Source organism: Kitasatospora sp. NPDC097691 (assembly GCF_040302665.1).
Classification (GTDB): Bacteria; Actinomycetota; Actinomycetes; order Streptomycetales; family Streptomycetaceae; genus Kitasatospora.
This window is the reverse complement of the sequence record NZ_JBEORY010000080.1, coordinates 12642-37585: the sequence shown is the minus strand read 5'-3', so window position 1 is coordinate 37585 and position 24944 is coordinate 12642. Positions and strand designations below refer to the sequence as shown.

Here is a 24944-nt window from a genome sequence, read left to right as displayed (position 1 = left end):
CTCAGCCAGTCGCCGTAGGAGACCTTGCGGAGCGGGTAGCCGTAGCCGGCGACCCAGTCGAAGACCGTGCCGAGCCCGACGGGCTCGGGGTGGGCCAGGTCGTACGAGCCGGGCTCGGCTCCCGTGCGGGAGGCGAGCGCCAGCAGCGCCCCGGCGACCCGGTCCACCGGCACGAGCTGCACCGGGAGGTCGAGGTCGGGGTAACACCCCAGCTGAACACTGCCCTTGATGATCGCCCAGATCAAGTCCTTGGGGTTGCCGATTCCGGTTTCGCTGTGCCCGCCGATGTAGTCGGGGCGGTGCACGTCGACCGGGACGCCCCGCTCGCGGGCGGCGACCGCCAGGTGCTCGGCGGCCCACTTGCTCTGGTTGTAGCCGCCGGTGACGGGCGCCGCGGCGGTGCCCGGCTCGGGCACGGAGGCCGTGGAGACGTGGTGCACCGGGATGCCGCCGCCGAGCGCGGCCAGGCGGAGCACCTCCTGGGTGCCGTCCACGTTGGCGGCCCGCAGCGTGGCGTACGGCAGGGTGAAGCTCACCCAGGCGCCGCTGTGGTGCACGGCGTCCACGGTCCGGGCGAGTTCGTCGAACCGCTCGGCGGTGAGGCCGAGCAGCGGCTGCGCCAGGTCCCCGGGCTCCACGACGACCCGGCCCGGGGCGGGCGCGGGCAGTCCGTGGCCGGCGAGGGCCTTCAGCAGCCGCCGCATGCCGTCGTCGGGGTCGTCGGCCCGCATCAGGCAGTGCACGGTGGCCTGTGTGCCGCGCAGCAGCCCGTCCAGCAGGTGGGCGCCCAGGAAGCCGGTGGCGCCGGTGAGCAGGACGGCCGCGGGCTCCCCGGTGCGGGGCCGTTGCGCACCCGGTGCCACCCTGATCTCCGGGTCCAGCACGGGCGGTTCGCCCGGCCCCGCCTGCGGGTCGCCGGCCCCGCCCGCGGTGTCCGGCGCCGTGCGGGCGGCGTCCACCCGCTGGGCCAGCTCGGGCACCGTGGTCGCCTCGAACAGGGCGATCAGCGGCAGGTCCACCGCGCAGGCGCGGCGCAGTTCGAACTGCACCCGGGGCACCAGCAGGCTGTGCCCGCCGAGCTGGAAGAAGTCGTCCTCGGCGGTGACGTCCCGCTGCCCCAGGACCTTCCCCCAGATCCCGGCGACCAGTTCCTCGGTGGCCGTGGCGAACACCGCCGCCGGCCGCTCGACCGGCTCCTCGGCGGGCGCCGGCAGGGCCTTGCGGTCGTGCTTGCCGTTGGCGTTCAGCGGCATCCGGTCGAGCAGCGTGATGGTGGACGGCACCATGTAGTACGGCAGTTGGGTGCGCAGGTGGTCCTGGAGGTCCACCGGCTCGGGGGTGCGGCCCGCGCGGGGCTCCACGTACCCGGCGAGCCGCCGGTCGCCCTTGGCGTCCACGTGGACGACGACCGCCGCGGCCTGCACCTCGGGGTGCTGGCCGAGGACCGACTCGACCTCCTCCAGCTCGATCCGGAAGCCGCGGATCTTCACCTGGCGGTCCACCCGGCCCAGGACCTCCACGTCGCCGGTGGGCAGCAGCCGGGCGAGGTCGCCGGTGTTGTAGAGGCGGTCGCCGGGCCGCTCGCCGAACGGGTGCGGCAGGAACCGCTCGGCGGTCAGCGCGGGGCGGCCCACGTAGCCGCGGGCCAGCGCCAGGCCGCCGATGTACAGCGTCCCGTTGACCCCGACCGGCACCGGCTGGAGCCGGTCGTCGAGGACGTAGAACTGGGTGTTGGGCAGCGGCCGGCCGATCGGGACCGGCTCCTCCTCGGAGCGCTCCGGCATCGGGGTCTCGAACAGGCCGCTGTCCACGGTGGATTCGGTGATGCCGTACGAGTTGACCAGCCGGGTGCCGGGCGGGCACAGCTTCTTGAGGTTCCAGTAGTCGCGCATGAACCAGATGTCCGCGCCGACCGCCAGCACCTTGAAGTTGTCCAGCAGCCGGCCCTGTTCGGCGACGTGGGCGCTGAGCAGCCGGATCACCACGGGGACGAGGTCGGCGAAGTCGACGCGCTCGCGCTGGAGCAGGTCGTACAGCTTGGCCGGGTCCAGCAGCGTCTCGCGGTGGCAGAGCACCAGGGTGCCGCCGGAGCACAGGGCGCGGACCATGTCGCCGGTGAACACGTCGAAGGCGATGTTGGCAGCCTGGAGGTGGCGGCGCACCACGGTGCCCAGCTCGTAGACCCGCTCCCAGGAGCGGTAGGCGCTCATCAGCGCGCCGTGGGTGAGCATCGCGCCCTTGGCCCGGCCGGTGGAGCCGGAGGTGTACACCAGGAAGGCCAGGTTGCCGGAGACCGGCTGCGGGGCGTCCGCGGGCTCGGCCTCGGCACTGCCCCCGGCGGCCCCGTCGGCCGCCTCGGCGAGCCAGTCGTCGAACCAGCCGACGGTCATCCCGTCGGTGAGGCCGGGCACCGTGCCGGCGATGTCGTGCCGGGTGAGCAGCAGCCGGACCGAGGCGTCCGTCAGGATGAAGCGCAGGCGGTCCACCGGGTTGGCCGGGTCGAGCGGCACGTACGCGCCACCGGCCTTCAGGACGCCGAGCACCGCGGCCACCGAGTCGGCGCAGCGCGGCGCGCACAGGCCGACCCGGACCTCCGGCCCGACGCCGAGGGCGCGCAGCCGGGCGGCCACGACCGTGGCCCGGCGGTCGAGTTCGCGGTAGCTGACCCGGTCCTCGCCGTCCACCACGGCGACGGCGTCGGGGGTGGCGCGGACGTGCTCCTCGAACAGCCGGTGGACGCACTCGTCGGGGCCGACCTCGACGGAGATCCGGTTGTCCCGGGTCAGCACCTCGGTCCGCTCGTCCTGAGACAGCAGCGGCAGCTCGGACAGGCGCATTCCCGGATCGGCCACCGCCGCCCGGAGCAGCCGCTCGAAGTGGCCGGCCATCCGCGCGATCGTCGCGTCGGCGTACAGGTCGGTGTTGTACTCCCAGTCGCAGCGCAGCCGTTCGCCCTCGTCGACGACGTCGAGGCTGAGGTCGTACATGGCGGTGCGCCGGCCCTCCCCGGTGAACGGGGAGATGCGCAGGTCGGCCAGGTCGAGTGCGGCGCGCGGCACGTTGTGCAGCGAGAGCATGGTCTGGAACAGCGGGGCGCGGCTGAGGTCGCGGTCCGGCTGGATCTCCTCGACGACCTGCTCGAACGGCACGTCGTGGTGGGCGAAGTCGGCCAGGCAGGCCTGCTTGGTGCGGGCCAGCAGCTCGCCGAAGGCCGGGTCGCCGGACAGGTCGCCGCGCAGCGCCAGGGTGTTCACCAGGAACCCGATGAGCGGCTCGGTCTCGGGCCGATTGCGGCCCGCCACCGAGGTGCCGACCACGATGTCGTCCTGCCCGGAGTAGCGGTGGAGCAGGGCCGTGTAGCCGGCCAGCAGGGTCATGAACAGGGTGGCGCCGGCCTCGGCGGCGACGGCGCGCAGGCCGGCGGTCGCCTCGGCGGACAGGTGGAAGGAGCGGGTGCGGCCGGCGTAGGTCTGCACCGGCGGGCGGGCCCGGTCGGTCGGCACCGCGAGGCTGGGCAGTTCGCCGCGGAAGCGGTCGCGCCAGTGGGCCAGGCCCTCGGCCCGGCTCTCGGCGCTGCGGCCGCGCTGCCAGTGGGCGTAGTCGGCGTACTGGACGTCCAGCGGCGGCAGCGGGTCCGTGCCGCCGTCCCGCAGGGCCGCGTAGACGGTGGCGAACTCCCGGGTGAGCACGCCCATCGACCAGTCGTCCGTGATGATGTGGTGCAGGTTGATCAGGGCGACGGTCTCGTGGTCGGTGAGCCGGACCAGGGTCACCCGGAACAGCGGGCCGCGGCTCAGGTCGAACGGGGCGGCCGCGTGCGCGGCGGCGAGCCGGCGCACCTCGTCCTCGGCGTCGGCGGTGCCGCGCAGGTCGACGGTCCCGGGCCGCCAGTCGACGGCCTCGGCCGGGGCGACGAGCTGCACCGGTTCGCCGTCGACCGAGCCGAAGGTGGTGCGCAGGGTCTCGTGGCGGCGCACCAGGGCCCGGAAGGCGGCGGTCGCCACGTCGAGGTCCACCGGGCCCTGCAGGCGCAGCGCGTACGGCATGTTGTACGCGGTGTCGCCCGGGTTGAGCTGGGCGAGGAACCACAGCCGCTGCTGGGCGTAGGAGAGCGGTGCCCCGCCGTCCGACGGGCGGCGGGTGATCCCGGTGGGGGCGGCCGCGGCGCGTTCGCGCAGGCGGCTCATCAGGAGGGCGTACTTGGCGGGCGACTGCTCCTTGAGCCGCTGCAGCTTCTCCGAGGTGTCGGTCATGCCGCGCCCTTCCCGGCCGTCTCGGCGAGCCGGACGAGGGCCGCGGCCGCGGTGTCGGCCGCCTCGGCGGGCGCCGGGGTGCCGGTCCAGGTGAGGTGGAGCCGGCCGTCGCGCAGGTGGCCGACGACGTACGGCGTCCGCACGCGCGGGCCGAACGGGGCGACCAGGTCGTGGTCGGCGGAGCCGGCGTGCCGCAGCGGGCCGTCGGCGGCGGGCAGCGGGTCGAGGTCGCCGAGGTGGGCGATGCCGACCGGGACGGCTCCGGCGGGGGCGGCGACCGGGGTGGCGAGGGCGGTGCGGACGCGCTCCAGGGTCTGCTCGGGCCCGGTGCCGGGCTCGGCGGCCGGAGCGGTCACCGCGAACAGGCCGGCCGGGTGCGGGAGTCCGCCCGTCTGGTCGTCGACGGCCAGCAGCAGGCCGGTCGCCCCGCAGGCCTCGCTGAGCCCGTGGGTCACGGCGGCCGCCACCAGGGCGGCGAGCGGGGTCCCGGTGGCGGTGAGCGCGGCGGTGGCCGCGGCGTCGAGCACGGTGCGGCGGACCGGGTCCGGTGCGCCGTCGGCCGGCGTCGCGGGCGGGGTCCAGAGGTCCCCGGTGACCGGGGCCGGGGCGGCGGGCTCCGGCACGGCCCGCGGGGCGGGCGCGGCGGGCAGTGCGGCCGGCTCGCCGGCCGCGATCCGGCCGAGTGCGGCGCCGAGGTCGTCGAGCATCCGGCGCCAGCCGTCGACGTCCGCGGCCAGCTCGTGGGCGATCAGCAGCAACTGCGGGGCGCGGTCGCGCTGTTCGGCCAGGGCGGCGGTGAACAGCGGTCCCTGCTCCGGGTTCAGCCGGGCGCGCAGCCGCTGGGCCGCCACCCGCAGGGCGGCCGGGACGCGGGCGGGGTCCTTGCCGGTGAGGTCGAGGACGGCCACCGGCACGCCGCCGGTCAGCCCGGCGACCTCGCGCCGCCACTCGCCGTCCTGCTGCCGGAAGCGGCCGCGCAGGGCGTCGTGCCGCTGGACGAGGGCGAGCACGGCCTTGCGGACGGCGTCCGCGGTGGTGCCCTCCGGCAGGTCGAGCAGCAGGGCGCGGGCCCGGCCGGCGAGGCCGTCGCCGGCCTGCTCCAGCAGCAGCCGCTGGGCGGGGGTGGGCCGGTCGCCGGCCGGCCGGGCGTCCTCGGCGTCCGGGGCGAGCCGCTTGCCGGTCTCGGGGGCCGGGTCGGGCAGGGCCCGCCGGTCGACGGCGCCGTCGGCCTGCCGCGGGATCTCGGCCAGCTCCACCCAGTGTTCGGGCAGCAGGATCTCGGGCAGTCGCGCGCCCACGGCGGCCCGGGCGGCGTCCGGGGTCAGTCCGGTGCGGGGCACGTAGTACGCGGCCATCCGCCGGCCGAGCCGGCTGCGGTCGCCCGGGTCGGTGTAGCCGATGGTGGCGAGCATGGAGCGGACGCGGCCGGTGTTGACCGGGGTGCGCAGCTCGGCGTCGGCCTCGTCCCGGACGAGGTGGCCCAGCCGGACCTCCCAGCGGGTCGGCGACTCGTAGTTGTGGTAGCCGCGCTCCAGCCGGTGCACGTACACGCCGACGTCGTTGATCATGCAGTTGGAGCTGCAGAAGCCGGTGTCCTTCGGCGCCGCCCAGAGCGTCTCGGCGCTCGCCAGGAAGGCCCGGATGTCGTCCTTGGTGACGTCGGAGTAGCGGTAGTAGTCGACCACCTCGACGCGGTCCAGCACCCCGTCGGAGAGGTCGGAGCCGACCTGGTGGTAGACCTTGCGGCCGACCTCCAGCTGCTGCTCGATGCGGGCCGGGTCGAACTCGCCGTTGCGGTAGAACCACAGCAGGCGCTCGTCGATGATCTGGCCCCGGGACAGTCCGGTGACGATGCTCGGGATGCCGCGCTCGTGGGCCAGCTGGTGGCTGAGGTCGAGCAGCGAGCGGAAGCAGCCGTTGCAGACGCTCTTGTGCTGTTCCAGGCTGCGCAGGAAGATCCGGTTCTGGTCGGCCCGGGTCATCGTGAGGTGCTCGATGCCCAGCGCCTTGGTGATCGTCTCGACGTTCTCCAGCGCCGTCCGGGAGATGAAGCCGTTGTCGAAGGTGAAGGTCATCACCCGCAGGCCCATCCGGACGAGCCGGTGCAGCACGTAGGTGCTGTCCTTGCCGCCGCTGAACAGCAGCAGGGCGTCGTACTCGGAGCCGGCCGCCTCCGCGCGCTCGCGCAGGATCCGGGTGAACTCGTCGATCTCGCCGAAGTAGGAGAGGATCTCGGGCCCGTGGTCGGCGTACATCAGGCACAGGTCGCAGACGCCGTCCCCGTCCAGCCGGGTGCCGGGGTAGGCGGCGTCCATGCCGCAGCGCACGCAGTGCTCGGCCGGGACGGAGTCGACGGACACGCCCTGGAACACCACGGCGCAGTCGGCGATCCGGTCGTCAGCGAGCAGGGCGTCCTCGATCTGCCGCTCCAGGACGCGGATGCCGGCGCGGTCCAGGGAGTCCGCCGGCTCGGGGGCGGCCGTCGTGTCGGGGGTGGTGGTCACGTCAGTTACCGCCGTTCTGGGCCAGCAGCCGCTCGGCCTCGGCCTCGTCGAGGTCGTCGAGGTCCGCGAGCAGGTCGTCGAGGTCGGAGCCGGACGCGAGGAGGGTCTGCTCGATCTCGGCCGCCAGGCCCTCGATGGTCGGGGCGGCCAGGAACTTCTGGAGGTGGACGTCCACGCCGAACTCGGCGCTGATCGCGGCGATCAGCCGCATGACGAGCAGCGAGTGGCCGCCGATGCGGAAGAAGTCGTGCCGCACGCCCGGCCGGTCCACCGGCAGCAGCTTCGCCCAGATCCCGGCGAGGGTCTCCTCGGTGGCGGTGCGCGGCGCCACGTAGTCCTGCTCCACCTGCTGCTGCGGCGGCAGCGGCACGGGCAGCGCCCGGCGGTCCACCTTGCCGCTGATGGTGCGCGGCAGCTGCTCCAGCGGGACGAACACCCGGGGCAGGTGAGAGTCGGGCACCCGGGGCGCCAGGTGGTCGCGCAGGACGGCCGCCTCGACGGGCTGGACCGGCTCCACGAAGGCGCACAGGTAGGCGGGGTTGCCCTCGTCGTCGGGGACGACGGTGACGGCGGCGTCCTTCACCGCGTGGTGGGCGCGCAGCAGGTGCTCGATCTCGCCGAGCTCGACGCGCACGCCGCCCAGCTTGATCTGCTGGTCGCGCCGGCCGACGTACTCCAGGCTCCCGTCCGGCAGGGCGCGGGCGAAGTCGCCGGTCCGGTAGACGAAGTCCTCCGGGTCGTCGCCGAGCGGGTTGGGCACGAAGACGGCGCGGGTGGCGTCCGGCTGGTGGAAGTAGCCCAGCGACATGTACGGCGTGCGGATGTGGATCTCGCCGACGGCGCCCTCGGCGCACGGCTTGTTCCGGCCGTCGAGCAGCACCACCCGGGCGCCGGGCATGGCCTTGCCGATCGGGATGCTCGACCGTTCGGTGTCCGCCGGGGTGACGAAGTGGAACGTCTTGGTCATGGTGGTCTCGCTGGGCCCGTACAGGTTGAGCAGGCTGATCCGCTCGCCGAACCGGGCGAACCACTGGGCGGCGTCGCTCGGTGCCACCGGCTCGCCGGCCAGCGCCACGCAGCGCAGCGCGGACAGTTCGGGGCCGCCGTTGGCGAGCGACGGCAGCATGCCGCGCCAGACGGTGGGGACGGTGTGGACCAGCTCGATCCGCTCCTCGTCGATCCAGCGGGCCAGCGCCGGCCCGTCCAGGGCGAGGCCGGCCGGCGGGACGCACACGGTGCCGCCGGTGGTCAGCGGCACGAACAGGTCGCGCAGGATCGCGTCGAAGGCGGGCGAGGCCAGCTGGCTGACCCGGGTGCCCGGCTCCACGCCCAGCAGCTCGGTCTCCCAGCGGACGAAGTGGTCGATGCCCTGCATCCGGCCGACGATCGCCTTGGGCTGCCCGGTCGAGCCGGAGGTGAAGAAGATGTACGCCGCGTCGTCCGGGTCCGGCACGTGGAGCCGCTCCGGGGCCGCGCCGGTGGGCTCGGCGGCGAGGTCCAGCGGGACGCGCCGGGCCAGCGGCAGGGACGGCTCCAGGATCTCGTCCGCGCGGTCGGCGGCCGAGGCGCCGACGATCACCCACTCGGGGGCGGTGGCGGTCAGCATGGTGCGCAGCCGCAGCGGCGGTGCCGCCAGATCCACGGGCACGAAGACGCCGCCCGCCTTCAGCACCGCCAGGATCGCGACGACCAGCTCGCGCCGGTCCTCGGCGAGGATCGGCACCACGCAGCCGGCACCCGCGCCGGACTCGCGGATGGCGACGGCGAGTTCGTCCGAGCGGGATGCCAGCTCGGCGTAGCTGAGCCGGCCTTGCGGGCACTCGACCGCGGTGTGGTCGGCGAAGCGCTGGGCGGCCTGCTGTACGAGACCGTGGACTGCGTGGAAGGCCATCGAGCTTCCTCCAGGAACGGGGGGCCTGTGGCCACCCCAGTGATCAGGCGTCAGGAAGGGAAAAGGTGTCGAGCAGCACGCCGAAGGTGAGGACGACCAGCAGCAGGTCGTCGCCGAGGTGCGGATGGACCTCGTAACCCGGCTGCCGGTACTGCTCCTTGAGGTGCTCGACCACGTCGGGGTCGAAGTAGCCCTGCCGCTTGATCCGGTCGTAGGAGAGCAGGTCCTCGACCCACTCGATCCGCTCGCGCAGCAGGGCGGGGCTGCCCTGGGCCCGGAACCCGAACTTCTCCCGGTGGATGATCTCCTCGGGCACCAGTCCCCGGGCGGCCTCCTTGAGCACGTACTTCTCGGTGCTCGCGGTCACCTTCAGGCGGGGCGGGACGGTCGTGGCGAACCGCACCAGGTCGGGGTCGAGGAACGGGTACCGGGCCTCCACCGAGTTGGCCAGCGCCATCCGGTCCCCGTGGTCGGAGAGCAGGTGGTCGGAGAGCCGGAGCTTGAAGTCGAGGTAGGAGCGCTGGTGCACCGGGTGGCGCCCGCGCAGCATCCCGGGGTCGACGACGGGCCCGGCCAGGCAGTCGAACTCGGCGTGGGCGTCCCGCAGGGCGGGGGCGTACAGGTCGAGCTTGGACTCCCGCCAGGCGTGGTAGTCCCGCTCGTAGAACACGTGCGGGTCGCCCCAGATGGTGCGGCGCAGCTCCTCCTCGAAGGGGTCGCCGCCGGCCGTCCGCCGGCCGCCCAGGTCGAAGCGGTAGCCGAGGTAGCCGGCGAACAGCTCGTCGGCGCCCTCACCGGTGAGGATCACCCGGGTGCCGGTCTCCCGGACGGCGGCCGACAGCGCCATGGAGCAGGTGTTGTACGTCTCCTTCACCGGGCACTCGGCGTGCCCGATCATCCGGCGCAGTCCGGCCGCGATGTCGCCCGGGTGGAACTCGGTCTCGGTGTGCTCGGAGCCGAGGTGGCGGGCCATCAGCCGCTGGTGGCGGGACTCGTCGATGCCGCGGTCGGGGAAGGTGATGGAGAACGACCGGGGCACCGTCCCGCTGGTGTTGCGGTGCACGAGCGCGCCGATCAGGGAGGAGTCGAGGCCGCCGCTGAGGTAGTAGCCGACCGGGACGTCGGCCTGGAGCCGGCGGCGCACCGACTGCTCCAGCAGCTCGCGGACGGTGTCCACGTAGTACCGGTCGGGGTGCTCGGCCGGCTCCCCGGGCACGTCCACCGGGTAGTCCAGGTCCCAGTACTTCTCGACCCGGACGGCACCGTCCTCGACCAGCAGGAAGTGGCCGTTCTCCAGGCTGCTGACCCCCTCGAACAGGGTGCGCGACCCGACGGTGCCGGGGAAGGTGAGCACCTGGTCGAGGCCGGTCAGGTCGGCCCGGCGGGGCACCGACGGGTGCGCCAGGACGGCCTTGATCTCCGACCCGAAGACGAGCCGGCCGCCGGCCACCGCGTAGTACATCGGCAGGATGCCCATGTGGTCGCGGGCCAGGAAGAGCCGGCCGCGCCGGGTGTCGTGGACGGCGAAGGCGAACTGGCCGTTGAGCCGCTCCAGCAGCCCGGTGCCGTACTCCTCGTAGAGGTGGACGATCACCTCGACGTCGGTGCGGGTGCGGAACCGGTGCCCCTTGGCCTCCAGTTCGGCGCGCAGCTCCCGGTGGTTGAAGATCTCGCCGTTGCAGACCATGGCGACCGAGCCGTCCTCGTTGAGGATCGGCTGGTCGCCGTCCTCCAGGCCGACGATGCTCAGCCGGCGGAAGCCCAGGGCCACTCCCCCGCGCACCAGCCGGCCCCCGGAGTCGGGGCCGCGGTGCAGCAGGGTGGCGGTCATCCGGTCGAGCACCTCCTCGCCCTCGGCGAGGCCGGTGCCGGCCAGGTCCGCGTATCCGGTGACGCCGCACATGTCAGAACCCCCCGAGGTCGTCGTTGAAGCCCGCGGCGGCGTCCGCGCCGGACCGGTCCGCTCCGGGCGCGCCCAGGTCGAGCGCGGAGACCGGGCGGTCCGGGTCGGCGCACGCGTCGGCGAGCAGCGCCAGGTACTGCCGGGCCGTCCGCTCGATCGTGGAGCGGTCGAACAGCCTTGTGCTGTACTCCAGTTGGCCGCGCATCTCGTCCTCGAACTCGAACAGGTCGAAGCGCAGGTCGAAGATCGAGGTGGTGCGGACGTCGTCCAGCCGGGTCATCACCACGCCCGGCAGTTCGGCCCGGCGACGGCGCGGCGGGATGTTCTGCAGGATGAACATCACCTGGAACAGCGGATTGCGGCCCACCTCGCGCTCGGGCTGGACCGCCTCGACCAGCGAGCGGAACGGCAGGTCGCGGTGGACGAAGCCCTGCAGGGCGGTCGTCCGGGTGCGGCCCAGCAGCTCGCGGAAGGTCGGGTCGCCCGCGAGGTCGCCGCGCATGACCAGGGTGTCCGCGAAGTAGCCGACCAGCGGCCCCCACTGGGGCTTGTCGCGGTTGCCGACGGGCGTGCCCACCAGCAGGTCCTCCTGGCCGGTGAGCCGGTGCAGCAGGGCCGTGAAGCCGGCCAGGGTGACCATGAAGGTGCTGGCCCGGGAGGACCGGGCGAGCTCGCCGAGGGCCGTGCGCAGCTCGGCGGGCACCTGGAAGACGTACCGGTCGCCGCTGAAGTCGGCACGGCCGGCCCGGGGCCGGTCGGTGGGCAGGTCCAGGGTGACCGGGGCGCCGGCCAGCTGCCGGGTCCAGTAGTCCACCAGCTTGCCGCCGCGCGGTCCGGCCAGCCGGTCGCGCTGCTCCCGGGCGTAGTCGGTGAACTGGACGGCCGGTTCGGGCAGCGGCACCTCGGCGCCGGTGACCTCGCCCGCGTACAGGTCCGCGACCTCCTGGATCAGGACCTGCACGGACCAGCCGTCGGAGACGATGTGGTGGATGACCAGCGCCATCACGTGCCGCTCGGCCCCGGTACGGACCAGCTCCACCCGGAACAGCGGCGGTCGGCCCAGGTCGAAGGGGCGGTGGGCCGCCTCGGCGACGGTCCGCTCGGCGGCGGCGGGGCGCTGCGCCTCGGGCAGGTCGGTCAGGTCGGTGACGGTGAGCGGCACCGGGACGTCCTCGGCCTCGGCCACCCGCTGGTACGGGACGCCGTCGACGGCGACGACGGCCGCCCGCAGCATCTGCTGCCGGCGGACGACGGCGGCCAGCGCCCGGCGCAGCGCCTCGGTGTCCAGCGGGCCGTCCAACTGCCAGAGCACGGTGGAGTTGTAGGCGGCGTTGCCCGGGTCGAGACGGTCGAGCAGCCACAGCTGCTCCTGGGTGACGGACAGCGGGGCGAGGCCCTCCGGGGGGAGCGCGGCGGAGCCGGCGGTGGTGCCCGGGGCGGTGTCCGCAGAGGCCTCCGCGGTGGCTTCCGCAGTGGCGCCCGCGGCCGGCTGCGCGGGTGTGGAGCTATTCGGCACGGTGCACCCCTGTGGTCGCCATGAGTGTGTCCAGCGGGATCGCCGGGTCCTGCGCGACCTCGGCGAGGACCCGGGTGAGCTCCGCGAGCAGCGCCACCGCGTCCCGGTCGGAGCAGTGGGCCCGGCGGTGGCTGAGCAGGGCGCGCAGGTCGCCGTCCTCCTCGTAGAAGACCAGGTCGAGGTCGTAGAGGGTGCCGGGGTCGTGGTTGAGCAGCCGGGCGGTCAGCCCGGGGAAGGCCGGCGGCACCTCGGGGGTGCTCTGGTGCGAGAACAGCACGTTCACCGGGGAGCGGAAGCCTCCGCCGCGGCGCGGACGCAGCCCCTCGACGACCCGCTCGAACGGCAACTCCCGGTGCGCGTAGGCCCCCAGGGCCGCACGCCGGACGTCCCGGAGCAGGTCCCGGAAGCTCGCGCCGGGGTCCACCTCGGTACGGATGACCAGGAGGTTGACGAAGAACCCGACCGCGGACTCGAACTCCGGGCGGCTGCGGACGGCCGCGCGGGTGCCGACCGCGATGTCGGTGGCCCCGCTGCGACGGTGCAGCACCACGGCGAAGGCGGCCAGCAGCAGCATGAACGGGGTGACCCGCTCGTCCCGGTACACGGTCCGCAGGGAGTCGTGGACGGCGCCGGGCACGGTGGCCCACTGGGTCGCGACGGGGGCGCCGTCGGCCGGGGCGGTGCCGTCGGCACCCTCGGCCGGGGCGGCACCCTCGGCCGGGGCGGCACCGGCGGTCCCGGCCGGCGCGTCGGCCGCGCGGGCCGGCGGCACCGGGGCGAGACCGGTCAGCCGCTCCGTCCAGTACGCCAGCTGGCGCTGGTGGCCGGCGCCCTCGCTCCATTCGCGCTGCCAGCGCACGAAGTCCGGGAACTGGGCCCCGGGAAGCTCCAACTCAGCTTCGGCACCGGCGAGTTCGGCGCCGTACAGGGCGGCGAGCTCCGGCAGCAGGACGTTCCACCAGGACCACGCGTCCGAGACCAGGTGGTGCAGCGCGAGCCGCAGCACGTACTCGTCGGGGCCGAGCACGACCACGAGGGCGCGCAGCACGGGCCCCCGGGCCAGGTCGAAGGGGGTGGCCTGGTCGGCCGCCAGCACCGCGGTCAGCTCGGCCTCGCGGGCGGCCGAGGGCAGGTGGGTGAGGTCCAGCACGGGCAGTTCGATGCCGCACTCGCCGGAGACCTGCTGCACCGGACTGCCGTCGACCAGCGGGAACGTGGTGCGCAGCGCCGCGTGCCGACCCCGCAGCAGTTCCAGCGCGCGCCGCAGCGCGGCGGTGTCGAGCGGGCCGGTCAGCCGGAAGGTCATCGGGTCGACGTAGACCGGCGAGCCCGACATGCGCTCCAGGAACCACATGCCCAACTGCCCTGGCGTGAGCGGATACCGGTCGACCGCCGGGGCGGCCGGGGCGGGGGCGGCCATCACGCCGTCCCCCCTGCGCGGCCCGCCCGCGCGTTGCGCCGGGCCTCGCTCACGATGGCCTTGAAGAACTGCGGGTAGCTGGGCGAGGTGTGGGTCCCGTGCGCCAGCACGACGTCGTGGCGCTCGCGCAGCTGGTTGATCGGCACCACCATGGCGGCGTGGTGCTCGATGTGCAGGTTGTTGCCGTTGGTGTACCAGGTACTGAACCAACTCCCGGTGATGGAACGGGTGTTGCGCAGCACGTCGGTGGAGGAGTTGTCGCACATGATGTGCTCGGGCAGCTCGACCAGGAAGTGCAGCGGCACCGCGACCAGCAGCGGCAGCAGCCAGATCCACAGCACCGGCTCGCCGTACCCGAGCGCGACCAGCGCCGCCGCGCCCACGATCGGCAGGGCGAACATCCGGTACTCGGCGACCACTTCGCGCTCGCGCTGCTCGGAGATCTGGCCCATGTCGTAGGACCAGCGGCCGGCCCAGCAGCGGACGGTGTCGGCCACCGCGGCGCCCAGTCGGCCGAAGGCCAGCGCCTCGCGCACCAGGGCCGACCAGGTGACCGGCTGCCGCGAGTCGAAACCGAAGAACTCCGAGTCCTGGTCCGTTCCGAGGTAGCGGTGGTGCTGGAGGTGGCGCACCCGGTAGTGGCTGTACGACACCAGCATGGGAACGCCCAGCGGGACGCCGACCAGCCGGTGCCAGCGGGAGCGGCGGAACGCCGAGTGGTGCAGGCACTGGTGCTGGAGCTCCAGCCAGTGCGAGTACATGGCGCCGATCAGCACGACACCGAGCACGCGGGGCAGCCAGCCGTCCGGGACCAGGGCGAGCACCGCGCCTGCGGCCCAAATGCCGTATGCGACAAGGAGTTTGACAATGAAGACGCGTTCGTCGGCGGCGGTGACCTTGGCTCGCCGGAACAGGTCCTTCGGCGACGCGGGGGTCACGTCGGGCGTCGTCATGAACGGGAAACCTTCCTTGCGTCAGCCTCCTGAGGGAACGCCACAGCACCCTGGCGGCACGGTGACCGGACAGGAACAGGCGTCGACCCGACGAGGCGCGGAGATCGAAGAGCGCAGCCCCTCGGCCCGGGCAGGGCGGGGCGAACGCGCACACAGGGACACGCCGGCGGCAGCGTCGGGAGACCGCGGGCGCAAACCGGGCCGGTGAACGACCGGCCGGCAGGTGGTGATCAGCAAGAAAGCACAGCGACAAGGACTCCCGGACGCGCCGGGAGGCTTGTCACTGCGGGAAGTTGGCGACGAAACAGGCCGCCTGGGCAGCCGCGGTCGGCTGCTCGAAGAGCTCGTTGAGGAGCAGGCCCTCAAGCTCCAGGGCCGCGTCCTGCTCGATGCCGTGGGTGGCCAGCAGGCGCCCGATGGCCTGAAGCGCAAGCAGAGAGTAACCACCGAGTTCGAAGAAATCGGAGGTCTCTGGGTCGATCGAGTCGGGCGTCACTTCGAGCACGTCCGACCAGATGTCAATGACGGCGAGGGTCGCCGCCGACAATGCGGGCGCCCCTCCGGTGGAGACGCCAATGGTGCTGCTGTCGTCCTGAATCACTACGGTTCCCCCCAAGGAGCCATTGAGGTCCAGCATCAACTTGCTTCGTGGATCGGCGGGTTAGCGGAGTCCGAAGACTCCGGTCCGGCGCCGAGTCGAGCTCTTGGTACGTCGAGCAGTTGTTGGCATCCAAGCATGTCCATGATTGCCTCCGCAAGAGATCAACTTCCGGCGGCCGTCAGGCCCCTGGCGTGCACCGATACCCGAAGCGGAACCCCCCGTTCGGCGGGGGTGCCCGCCTGATCCCCTGTGGTACCGTACGCCGCAGCGACGGGTCCACCCGGCTTTCCTGCCGGGCAATTTCTCCACCTTCTCGGGCGTGTCCCGCAGCGGCTCCCAATGGCGACCGCACGGCTATCGCGGACCGCCCCGTCACTTCCGGACCGGGGACCGCCACCGGCTTTCTCCCCCGGCTAATCCATTCCGTCGGACACCGCGATTCCCGCGCCCATGCCGGGATCCGCCGGGATCCGCAGGGGGGCAGAACCGTGATACCAGTCGACGACCGAACGGCCGCCGGAACGACAACCGGAGCGCCCGGACGGACACTTGGAGTACTCGGCGGCATGGGGCCGGCGGCCACCGCGGAGTTCCTCCGACTGCTCTCGCTCGCCGTGCCCGCGCAGTCGGACCAGGAGCACCCCCGCATCGTCATGCTGTCCGAACCCGGCATTCCGGAGCGCACCGGGGCGATCCTGGCCGGTTCGGACGAACCGCTGCTGCCGATCCGCGCCGCCCTGGAGCAACTCGTCTCCTGGGGCGCCGATCTGCTCGTCGTGCCGTGCAACACCGCGCACGCCTTCATCGACCGACTGCAGGACCTGCTGCCGGTGCCCGTCGTGAACATCGCCGACGCCACGCTCCGGGCCGCCATGCGGACCAGTCCGGAGGGCGGCTGGCTGGCGGCGACCACCGGCACCGTGCACAGCGGCATCTACCAGCGGCGGGCGGCCGAACTCGGCTACCGGCTGCTGATCCCCGACGAGCCACTGCGGTCCGAGATCCACCGGGCCGGGGTCCTGGTGAAGGCCAACCGGCTGGCCGAGGGCGGCACCGTGTTCGCCTCCGCGGTGCGGGGGCTGTGGCAGCAGCACGACCTCCCCGTGCTCACCGCCTGCACCGAACTCCCGCTCGCCTACGAGGCCGCCGGCCTGCCCGAGGAACGGTCGGTCTCCAGCCTGGCCGCCGCCGTCGCGGCCTGCGTGACCGAACTCCGCACCCCGCAGGCCGTCACGAGCACTGCGGGGTGGCGGAGTTGATCGGCCGACGGCGGCCGGTACGACCACGGCCCGTACGGCTACTGCTGCCCGGCGAGCACCAGCTCGGCCACCTCGTCCGCACGGGCGAAGCGCACGTCACCCCGGGAGAGCACGAACCGGATGAACTGCTCCAGGGCGGCCAGCCGCGAGGGGCGTCCGGTGAGGAACGGGTGCACGGTCAGCATGCACAGCGAGCCGTACCCGCGCATCGCCTCCAGCTCGGCGGTCCACAGGTCCACCACCTTCGACGGCGCCTCGATCAGCTGGCCGATGTTCGGCTCGGGCAGGAAGGCGTACTGCTCCCAGTCGTCGAGCAGCCACTGCACCGGCAGCTCGGCGATCGTGTGCTCCCCGCTGCGCAGCGCGTACGCCCGGTCGTCGTCCATCAGCGAGGAGTCGTAGCGCAGCCCGTACTCACCGAGCAGGTCGAGCGTGTACCGGGTCATCTCCCAGTTCGGCGCGCGGTACCCGGTCGGCTGCACGCCGAATCGGGAAAACGTCTTCAGACTGCGCTCGATCTCCTCCCGCTGCTCGCTTTCGGAAAGGTGCACCGGGTGCCGGTGGGTAAATCCGTGCAGCGCAATCTCGTGCCCCTTTTCGGCCACCGAATCCATCACCGAAGGCCACCGCTCGGCAGAAACTCCGGGCACGAAGAAGGTGGCCGGAAGGTCGTAGCGGTCCAGCAGGTCGAGGATCCGCGGCACCCCGACCCGGGGGCCGTACGCCTGGTGGGACATGGTGGTCAGATGGTCGATGTAGTGCTCCCCGCGGGCCAGTACGGGCGACTCGGCGTCCACGTCGACACCCAGGACCACCACGGCGGACGAGCCCTTCAGCCAGTCCCCGGCCGGCACCCGCTCGGGCCAGCGGACGGTGGGAATCTCGATCTGATCCTTCTGCGTCATCACTGAATTACCTTTTCGAGAAGTTATCGGAGAAGCCGCAGGTGCGGCCTCCGGCGACACTCTAGCAATTCCGTCGGGAAAAGAAAGAGGGAATCCAAGTGGATAGTCGAACGAATGACATTCCGGCGGACGCCGAGATGTTCCGGGTCGTGGTGAACCACGAGGAGCAGTATTCGGTGTGGCCGCTCGACCGGGAGATACCGGCCGGCTGGCGGGACGCGGGGATGCAGGGCGACAAGGAGGCCTGCCTCGCCCACGTCGAGGAGGTCTGGACCGACATGCGCCCGCTGAGCCTGCGCGACCGGCTCGCCGGCGGCGCCGCGGAAGCGGAGGCCTCGGCGTGACACCGGCCCTGACCATCGACGGCGCGGCGGTGCCCGGCGCCTCCGTCCTGCCCGTGGAGGACCCGGCCACCGGGGAGCCCTTCGCGCACGCGCCCGCCTGCTCCCCCGAGCAGCTCGACGCCGCCGTCGCCGCCGCCGCGGCGGCCGCGGCCGGCTGGGCGGCGGTGCCGGTCGCCGAGCGCCGCGCCGCCCTGCGCGCCTGCGGCGACGTCCTCGGGGCGCACCTGGAGGAGGTCGCCGGGCTGCTCAGCCGGGAGCAGGGCAAGCCCCTGGCCGCCGCCCGCGCCGAAGTGCGGCTGTCCGCCGACTGGTTCGGGCACACCGCCGAACTGAAGCTGGACGCCGAGGAGTTGCCGACCGAGGACGGCGCCCGGATCACGCTGGAGCGGGTCCCGCACGGCGTGGTCGCGGCCATCGCCCCGTCCAACTTCCCGATCATCCTGTCGGCCTGCAAGTTCGCCCCGGCCCTGCTGGCCGGCAACACGGTGGTGCTCAAGCCCTCCCCGGAGACCCCGCTGTCGACGCTCCGGATGGGCGAACTGCTCCGCGACTGCCTGCCGCCCGGTGTGCTCAACGTCGTCTCCGGCGACCACTCGCTGGGCCGGTCGCTCACCGAGCACCCCGCGGTGGACATGATCTCCTTCACCGGGTCGGTGGAGACCGGCCGGGCGATCGCGCGCCAGGCGGCGGACCGGCTGCTGCCCGTGGTCCTCGAACTCGGCGGCAACGACGCGGCGATCGTGCTCCCGGGCGCCGACCTCACCGCCGTGGCCCCCGCGCTGTTCCACGCCGCCCTCGTCAACAGCGGCCAGTTCTGCGCCGCCGTCAAGCGGGTCTACGCACCGCGCGAACTGGCCGACGACCTCGCCTCGGCGCTGGCCGCCCTGGCCGGGTCCGCGGTCGTCGGCCCCGGCAGCGAGCCGGAGTCCGCGTTCGGCCCGCTGGTCAGCCGGACCCAGCGCGACCGGGTCCACGCGCTGGTCGAGGACGCCGTCGCACGCGGCGCCCGGATCGCGGCCGGCGGTGCCCCGCTGCCCGGCCCGGGCCACTTCTACCCCCCGACCGTGGTGACCGGACTGCCGGAGGGCTGCGAGCTGGAGCTGGAGGAGCAGTTCGGCCCGGTCATCCCGGTGATCGCGTACGACGACCCGGCCGACGCCGTCCGCCGGGCCAACGCCACCCGCTACGGCCTCGGCGCCTCGCTCTGGGGTCCGCAGGAGGCGGCCGAGGAGCTCGCCCCGCTCCTCGACAGCGGCACCGTGTGGATCAACACCCACGGGGACCTGCGTCCCGACGTGCCGTTCGGCGGCGTCCGCTCCTCCGGGCTGGGCGTCGAGTACGGCTACTGGGGACTGCTCGAATACACGCGGATCAAGGTCCGCAACAGTGCACGGCGCTGACCGGCCGGCCATGGGTGACAGGAGAGTGATGAAAGCCAGGATCCGCCGCGCGGCGGGAGTACTGGGCGCCGTGTGCACCGCCGGCGTGACGATGTTCGTGTTCGGTGTCGGCTTCGGCCCCGTACCGGCGCTCGGCCGGGCCCTGATGCCCGGCGGGGGCGTCTGGCCGTCGGCCGAGGACGCCCGGCTGCCCACGAGCGAGCAGATCCGGATACCCGGGCTCGCCCACCCCGTGGACGTCTCGTTCACCGCGGACGGCGTGGCCTCGGTCCACGCCTCCTCGGACGACGACCTGTTCACCGCCCAGGGCTACCTCGCCGCCCGGTTCCGCCTGTTCCAGATGGACGCCCAGCGGCGCCTGGGCGAGGGCCGGCTCGCCGAACTGAACGGCCCCTCCGGAATCGACTCGGACGTCTTCGAGCTGACCCTCGGCATCCACCGCACCGCGGAGGCCACCTGGGCGGCGACCCCGCACGACAGCAAGGCCGCCAAGGCGCTCACCGCCTACGCCGCCGGGGTCAACGCGCGGCTGGACGAGCTGGACCGGAACGGCCAGTGGCCCACCGTCTACGGGCTGACCGGTGTCCGGCCGGAACGCTGGACCCCGGTGGACAGCCTGGTCGTCCAGGGCGTGCTCACCCAGACGCTGAGCTTCGACACCCGGCCGCTGACCTACGCGCTGCTGAGCAACTCGCTCGGAGCGGAGCGGGCGTCGGAGTGGTTCCCGGTCGTGCCCGCCAACGAGCAGCACCCGTACGCCCCGGGCCCGTACCAGAACCTGGGCCTCGCGCCCCTGCACAGCCCGAACGCCAACGCGGCCTCGGCCGCCGGACACACCGGCGTCACCGGCGACGGCACCGCGGGGACTCCTGCCCCCGCCCCGGCCGACCCGGGCCCCGCCGCCCAGCCGACGGCGACGGCCACGGCCACTGCCACTGCCACTGCCACTGCCACTGCCACTGCGGCCGTCGACACCAGCGGGTCCGCCTCCGGTGCCGCCACCACCGGAGCCGGCACCGCCGAAGCCGCCACCGCCGTCCTGCGCGGCATGGCCAAGCTCCCGGAGACCACCCGCCACCTCTACCCCAACAGCAACGCCTGGCTGGCGAACGGCCCGGCGACCGGCGGCGGGGCGATCCTCGCCGGCGACCCCCACCTCAAGCTGTCGCTCCCCTCGTACTGGTACGAGGTCTCGCTCAAGTCCCCCGGCTACGACGTCACCGGCGCCAGCCTGCCTGGCATGCCGGCCGTGCTCATCGGACGCAACGCCGACATCTCCTGGTCGCTGACGGCGGTCCAGAACCAGTCCACCTTCTTCTACCGGGAGAAGACCGACCCGCAGCACCCGGACGCCTACTTCTGGAAGGGCGCCTGGTACCCCGTGGAGAAGGTGAAGTACACGGTGCCGGTCCGCGGCGGAGCCCCCGTCCCGGTCGAGGTCGGGCTGACCGTGCACGGCCCGCTGCTGACCGAGAAGGGCGAGACCACGTCGGTCGAGTGGATGGGCAACCGCCCGTCGCAGAACCTCGCCGCGCTGCTCGACCTCAACACCGCCACCGACTGGAACGGTTTCCGCACCGCGCTGCACAGTTGGCAGGCCCCGGCCCAGAACTTCGCCTACGCCGACAAGAAGGGCGACATCGGGGTGATCGCCCCGGGCTCGTACCCGCAGATCGCCTCGGGCGACGCCCGCGGACCGCTGCCGGGCACCGGCGAGTCGGACGTCGTCGGCGCCATCCCCTTCGACGCGGTGCCCCAGGTCTACAACCCGCCGTCCGGACTCCTGGTCACCGCCAACCAGCGGCCGGTCGGCCCGGACTACCCGTACTACATCGGCCCCGCCGCGAACTTCGACACCGGCTACCGCACCAACCGCATCTTCGCCGAACTGTCCAAGCCCGGCCGGCAGCTCACCGCGGACTCGTTCGCGGCCCTGCAGAACGACGTCACCGACGAGCTCGCCCAGCGCATGGTGCCCAAGCTGCTCCAGGCCCTGGAGGGCGCGCAGCTGACACCGCAGCAGGAGGCGGCCCGCAAGCTGCTGTCCGAGTGGAACTGCTCCATGGACGCCGACTCCCCGGCCGCCGCGATCTGGTTCGCCTTCTACGGCGGGTACGTCGAGCAGGTCTTCAAGCCCTGGTGGGACTCGGCCAAGGTGCCGGTGGACGTGGACCCGGCCGGTCTCGACCTGCTGCGGACCCCGGTCGGGCTGATGCAGGACCTGGAGAAGTGGACCTTCACCGACCCGGAGAACCCCGCCTTCACCGCCCCGGGCGGCCCCCGGCGCACCGCACCCGACGCGATGCGCGCCTCCTTCACCGAAGCGGTCGACTACCTGAACGGCCGGCTCGGCGGACAGCCCGACGAGTGGAAGTGGGGGCGCATCCACGAACGGGTGGTGCCCTCGCTGACCGGAGCCCCCGCGCTGGGCGACGGGCCGCACCCGGCGGGCGGCAGCCCGTGGACCGTCAACGTGGCGGAGAACGGCCTGAGTTCGAACTACGGCCCCAGCCTGCGGATGGTCGTCGGCTGGAGCCCCACCGGCACCGCGGACGCCCGCGCCGTCTACCCCGGCGGCCAGAGCGACAACCCGGCCTCCCCCTGGTACAAGAACCTGGCCCCGGACTGGTGGAGCGGCTCGCTCCGTCCCCTGCGCACCGCCGACGAACAGGGCGCGGGCGACATCCGCTGGACCTTGCGAGGCGAAGGATGACCGACATGACGAAGCCGACCGGCACCACCACGACGCCCCCGGACCCGGACCCGGCCACGGAACCGGCCGCGGAACCGGCGGCGGAACAGACCCCGGAACCGACCCCGGAACCGACCGCGACCGCCCCCACGCCGGCCTCGGCCGGGACCACCGCCCCCGGGCCGCGCCGCGCGACGGCCGCGATCGTCACGCTCGTCGGCGGGACGGCGGCAACCGCCCTCGGCACCCTGGCCGGGCTCTGGTTCGTCCCCTTCCTGGTCGGCGCCGCCGCCGGTGCCACCAGCCGGTTCGCCCGCACGCCCCGCCCCTCCCGCGGCTACCTCACCGCTCCACTGGCGGCCGTCCTCGGCTGGGCGATCCCACTGGGCGTGCAGGCCCTGGGCGGGGCGCCGGTGGGCGAGGTCGCACGGACCACCGCCGCACTGGCCGGCCTCCCCCCGCTCGCCACCGCCATCGTGGCCGTCGCCCTCCTGATCGCGGCGGTCCAGGCACTGCTCGGGGCCTGGGTCGGCCGGACCCTGGCACCCCGGGGACGCACCGCCGCGCACCGCCCGGCACCCGCGGAAGCCGCCTGACCGCAGGCCCGTCCGCAACCCCGGCTGGGGACCGACGCGACCGCGCCGGTCCCCAGCCGCCCCTCCCCGCTCCCGCTCCCCTCCCCCACTCCCCCTCCCCGCCCCCAGAAGGGAACCACCACATGGCGCTGTCCCTCATCGGCAGCAAGATGGCCACGCTCTCGGGCCTCCGCAGCATCATGGAGGACATCGCCGTCAGCACGGCCTCGGGCCCGGCCGACTGGCTGAACCTCGGCATCGGCAACCCGGCCTCGATCCCGGACGCGATCGCCGAGTGGCGGAGCCTGACCGAGGAGGCGCTGGCCGAGGACTTCGCCTCGGCCAGCTGCCAGTACGGCCCGTCCCGGGGTTCGACCGCCCTGGTGGAGGCGATCACCGACTACTTCAACACCCGGTACGGCTGGTCCCTCACCCCGCGCAACGTCGCCGTCGGCCCCGGCAGCCAGATGCTCTGCTTCACCGCCGCCGCCCTGTTCGCGGGCCCCGGCGACCCCGCGACCCCGGACGCCGGCGGCACGAAGGTGGTCCTGCCCATGGCCCCGGACTACACCGGCTACCAGGGCCTGTGCCTGCACCCGGGCGGCGTGGTGGGCGTCCCCGCCGTCCCCGTCCCGGAGGGCACCCACCGCTTCCGCTACGCCTTCGACTTCGCCGCCCTGGAGGAACAGCGGGACACCGGGATGCTGCTGCTGTCCAGCCCCGGCAACCCGACCGGCCGCGCGGTCGACGCCGCCGAACTCGACGCCCTCGTCGACCTCGCACGCCGACGGGACGTCCCGCTCCTGCTCGACCACGCCTACGGAGAGCCGTTCCCGCGGATCGCGCCGACCCTGACGCCCCCGCCGATGAACGACCACGTGATCAACTGCTTCACCCTCTCCAAGGCCGGCCTGCCGGGCGAGCGCATCGCCTTCGCCATCGGCGCGGAGCGCTGGATCACCCCGATGGTCTCGTTCCTGGCCAACTCGGCCCTGCACGCACCCCAGTTGCAGCAGTCGGTGGTGGCCCGCGCACTGGGCTCCGGCCGCCTGGACCGCCTGATCTCCGACACCGTCTCCCCCTTCTACCAGGAGCGCCGCCGCCTCGCCGAGAAGCTCTTCGAGGAGGTCATGCCGGAATCCGTGCCCTGGCGCCTGCACTCCGGCGACGGCGGGATGTTCTGCTGGTTCTGGATCGACGACGACCGCTTCGACGACCTCGCCCTCTACGAACACCTCAAGCAGGACAAGGTCTTCATCGTCCCCGGCCGCCACTTCTTCCCCGACGGCCCCACCGACCCCCACCGCACCCGCTGCTTCCGCGTCAGCCTCAGCCCCACCCTGGAAACCCTCACCGAAGGCATCACCCGCATAGCCGACGCCACCCGCACCCTCTGCCCCTGACACCCCCACCCACCACCCGGCTGCCCCGGCCGACCCGGCCGACCCGGCCCCTGCGCGAACGCACCGCCCTCGCACCACTCACCGGCGGCCGCCGACGAACCCCCGTGCCCGAACTTGTCGCGGCCGTCGGCCCGGTGGAATCCTGTTGGCCATGCCGCACGATCACGCCCGCGACGATCCGCCCGATCGCAGGCCCGCGCCGGACATTGACCATGCGTCAATCATGGCGGAGCTCCGCCGGGTCAGGCGGGCGGGCGTGGTGCGGCTGCGTGAGCTGGAGCTGCCGACCCTGGCGCGGATCGCCGCCCGGGTCGATCTCCCCGGCGGGCGGTCCTCGCAGGCCGCCGCCATCGAGGAGGTGCTGCGCCTCTCCCTGTCCCGGATCGACGCCGGGACACTCCAGGACGCCGCCGGGTTCAGCCTCGGCCTGGCCCAGGGCACCCGGGACTGGGCCGCGGCCGATCGACGCCGGCGCGCCGCCGACGTGTACAGGGTGAGTGTCGAGCGCTTCCGCAAGCACCACGAGGTGGTGCTGCTCGGCCAGTTGTCGCAGCAGCTGGCCGAACTCGCCGCCCTCCCGCCCCGGGCCGGTTCCTCGAACGCTCCCCGGACGGGCAGCGGGAACGGCACCGGGACCGGGTTCGCCACCCCACCCCCGTACTCCCTCCCTGCGACCCACCGGACCGTCCGGGCGGCGGCGGGCGGCCGGACGGTGTCACTCACCCTGCACGTCCACCCGGTCGACCTCCTGCGGGACGTCGACGTGGTGGTCTCGCCGGCGAACACCTTCCTCGCCCTGCCGGCCACCTACAAGTCCTCGGTGGCGGCGGCCCTGCGCCGGGCGGGCGCGAGGCGCGGGCCGGGTGGCGAGGTGGTGGAGGACCTCGTTCAGGACGAACTGTGCGCATGGGCCGTACGGCACGGCGTCGCCGGCCGGGCCGTCGCCCCGGGCACGGTGGCGGCCACCGGCGCCGGCCGACTTGCCGAGCATGGCGTGCGGCGGATCTACCACGCCGTCACCGCCGTTCCCCGCTCGGACAGCAACGACTACGACGTCCTGCCGGCCGACATCACCCGGGCCGCCGATCGGGTGTTCGCCACGATGGCCGCCGAACGCACCGCCTTCGACCCGCCGTTGCGTTCGGTGGCCTTCCCGCTGCTCGGCTCGGGACGCGGCGGCCTGCGGTACGAGGCGAGCCTGGGCGCGCTCTGGGCCGCCGTGGAGGCCGAGGCCGCCCGCGGCACCAGCTGGGAGGTCCACCTGGTGGTGCGCCGGCCGGCGGCCGGCGACGTCGTCGAGCGACTGCTCGGCGCCGCTTGAGAGG

General features: G+C 73.6%; 16 protein-coding genes. 7 read left to right on the top strand and 9 right to left on the bottom strand.

All coding sequences use genetic code 11. The features are described 5' to 3' along the window. From ABTY56_RS35455 to ABTY56_RS35420, 8 genes are all read right to left on the bottom strand, one after another. The coding region (locus ABTY56_RS35455; RefSeq protein WP_350633604.1) for a non-ribosomal peptide synthetase at window positions 1-4253 on the bottom strand (4253 nt) is incomplete at its 3' end. Beyond that, on the bottom strand, window positions 4250-6757 hold the full coding sequence (locus ABTY56_RS35450; RefSeq protein WP_350633602.1) for a condensation domain-containing protein: 2508 nt from the start codon (window positions 6755-6757) through the stop codon (window positions 4250-4252). The genes ABTY56_RS35455 and ABTY56_RS35450, both read right to left, overlap by 4 nt. Window position 6758: 1 nt before the next feature. Further along, window positions 6759-8648: a non-ribosomal peptide synthetase gene (locus tag ABTY56_RS35445; protein ID WP_350633600.1), complete on the bottom strand. Its 1890-nt coding sequence runs from the start codon at window positions 8646-8648 to the stop codon at window positions 6759-6761. A 43-nt stretch (window positions 8649-8691) separates the two neighbouring features. Continuing rightward, the gene (asnB, locus tag ABTY56_RS35440) at window positions 8692-10551 is read right to left on the bottom strand and encodes an asparagine synthase (glutamine-hydrolyzing) (RefSeq protein ID WP_350633598.1); all 1860 of its coding nucleotides are present in this window, start codon (window positions 10549-10551) and stop codon (window positions 8692-8694) included. A gap of 1 nt (window position 10552) precedes the next feature. Further along, window positions 10553-12067, bottom strand: a complete 1515-nt coding sequence (locus ABTY56_RS35435) for a condensation domain-containing protein (RefSeq protein ID WP_350633596.1) — start codon at window positions 12065-12067, stop codon at window positions 10553-10555. After that, the gene (locus ABTY56_RS35430; protein ID WP_350633594.1) at window positions 12057-13487 is read right to left on the bottom strand and encodes a condensation domain-containing protein; all 1431 of its coding nucleotides are present in this window, start codon (window positions 13485-13487) and stop codon (window positions 12057-12059) included. Before ABTY56_RS35430 ends, ABTY56_RS35435 begins: the two co-directional genes overlap by 11 nt. Beyond that, window positions 13487-14440 carry a fatty acid desaturase family protein gene (locus ABTY56_RS35425; protein WP_350633592.1) on the bottom strand — a complete coding sequence of 318 codons (954 nt, stop codon included), beginning with the start codon at window positions 14438-14440 and terminating at the stop codon, window positions 13487-13489. Before ABTY56_RS35425 ends, ABTY56_RS35430 begins: the two co-directional genes overlap by 1 nt. A 280-nt stretch (window positions 14441-14720) precedes the next feature. Further along, on the bottom strand, window positions 14721-15077 hold the full coding sequence (locus ABTY56_RS35420; RefSeq protein ID WP_350633590.1) for an acyl carrier protein: 357 nt from the start codon (window positions 15075-15077) through the stop codon (window positions 14721-14723). Window positions 15078-15529: 452 nt separating this feature from the next. Between ABTY56_RS35420 and ABTY56_RS35415 the strand changes: the two genes are divergently transcribed. Continuing rightward, window positions 15530-16300, top strand: coding sequence for an aspartate/glutamate racemase family protein (locus tag ABTY56_RS35415; RefSeq protein ID WP_350633588.1), 771 nt, complete (start codon window positions 15530-15532; stop codon window positions 16298-16300). Window positions 16301-16338: 38 nt separating this feature from the next. Here the strand turns inward: ABTY56_RS35415 and ABTY56_RS35410 are convergent, their stop codons facing one another. Continuing rightward, on the bottom strand, window positions 16339-17205 hold the full coding sequence (locus ABTY56_RS35410; RefSeq protein WP_350633586.1) for a polysaccharide deacetylase family protein: 867 nt from the start codon (window positions 17203-17205) through the stop codon (window positions 16339-16341). 98 nt (window positions 17206-17303) lie between these two features. On the opposite strand from ABTY56_RS35410, the gene ABTY56_RS35405 reads away from it, so the two are divergent. The 6 genes from ABTY56_RS35405 (at window position 17304) to ABTY56_RS35380 (ending at window position 24940) form a co-directional block, all read left to right on the top strand. Beyond that, window positions 17304-17549, top strand: a complete 246-nt coding sequence (locus tag ABTY56_RS35405; RefSeq protein WP_350633585.1) for an MbtH family protein — start codon at window positions 17304-17306, stop codon at window positions 17547-17549. Beyond that, the gene (locus ABTY56_RS35400) at window positions 17546-18949 is read left to right on the top strand and encodes an aldehyde dehydrogenase family protein (protein WP_350633583.1); all 1404 of its coding nucleotides are present in this window, start codon (window positions 17546-17548) and stop codon (window positions 18947-18949) included. Before ABTY56_RS35405 ends, ABTY56_RS35400 begins: the two co-directional genes overlap by 4 nt. Before the next feature lie 28 nt (window positions 18950-18977). Beyond that, window positions 18978-21662, top strand: coding sequence for a penicillin acylase family protein (locus ABTY56_RS35395; RefSeq protein WP_350633581.1), 2685 nt, complete (start codon window positions 18978-18980; stop codon window positions 21660-21662). A 5-nt stretch (window positions 21663-21667) separates the two neighbouring features. Then, window positions 21668-22237: a hypothetical protein gene (locus ABTY56_RS35390; protein ID WP_350633579.1), complete on the top strand. Its 570-nt coding sequence runs from the start codon at window positions 21668-21670 to the stop codon at window positions 22235-22237. Between the two features lie 122 nt (window positions 22238-22359). Continuing rightward, window positions 22360-23619: a valine--pyruvate transaminase gene (locus ABTY56_RS35385; protein WP_350633577.1), complete on the top strand. Its 1260-nt coding sequence runs from the start codon at window positions 22360-22362 to the stop codon at window positions 23617-23619. Window positions 23620-23842: 223 nt separating this feature from the next. Then, window positions 23843-24940, top strand: coding sequence for a macro domain-containing protein (locus tag ABTY56_RS35380; protein WP_350633575.1), 1098 nt, complete (start codon window positions 23843-23845; stop codon window positions 24938-24940). The last annotated feature ends 4 nt before the right edge of the window (window positions 24941-24944 follow it).

Bases quoted from the DNA above. Each gene is read 5' to 3' on its own strand.
- ABTY56_RS35445 (WP_350633600.1), bottom strand. From the start codon at position 8,648: ATGGCCTTCCACGCAGTCCACGGTCTCGTACAGCAGGCCGCCCAGCGC.
- asnB (WP_350633598.1), bottom strand. From the start codon at position 10,551: ATGTGCGGCGTCACCGGATACGCGGACCTGGCCGGCACCGGCCTCGCC.
- ABTY56_RS35430 (WP_350633594.1), bottom strand. From the start codon at position 13,487: ATGGCCGCCCCCGCCCCGGCCGCCCCGGCGGTCGACCGGTATCCGCTC.
- ABTY56_RS35425 (WP_350633592.1), bottom strand. From the start codon at position 14,440: ATGACGACGCCCGACGTGACCCCCGCGTCGCCGAAGGACCTGTTCCGG.
- ABTY56_RS35420 (WP_350633590.1), bottom strand. From the start codon at position 15,077: ATGCTGGACCTCAATGGCTCCTTGGGGGGAACCGTAGTGATTCAGGAC.
- ABTY56_RS35410 (WP_350633586.1), bottom strand. From the start codon at position 17,205: ATGACGCAGAAGGATCAGATCGAGATTCCCACCGTCCGCTGGCCCGAG.
- ABTY56_RS35395 (WP_350633581.1), top strand. From the start codon at position 18,978: ATGAAAGCCAGGATCCGCCGCGCGGCGGGAGTACTGGGCGCCGTGTGC.
- ABTY56_RS35390 (WP_350633579.1), top strand. From the start codon at position 21,668: ATGACGAAGCCGACCGGCACCACCACGACGCCCCCGGACCCGGACCCG.
- ABTY56_RS35385 (WP_350633577.1), top strand. From the start codon at position 22,360: ATGGCGCTGTCCCTCATCGGCAGCAAGATGGCCACGCTCTCGGGCCTC.
- ABTY56_RS35380 (WP_350633575.1), top strand. From the start codon at position 23,843: ATGGCGGAGCTCCGCCGGGTCAGGCGGGCGGGCGTGGTGCGGCTGCGT.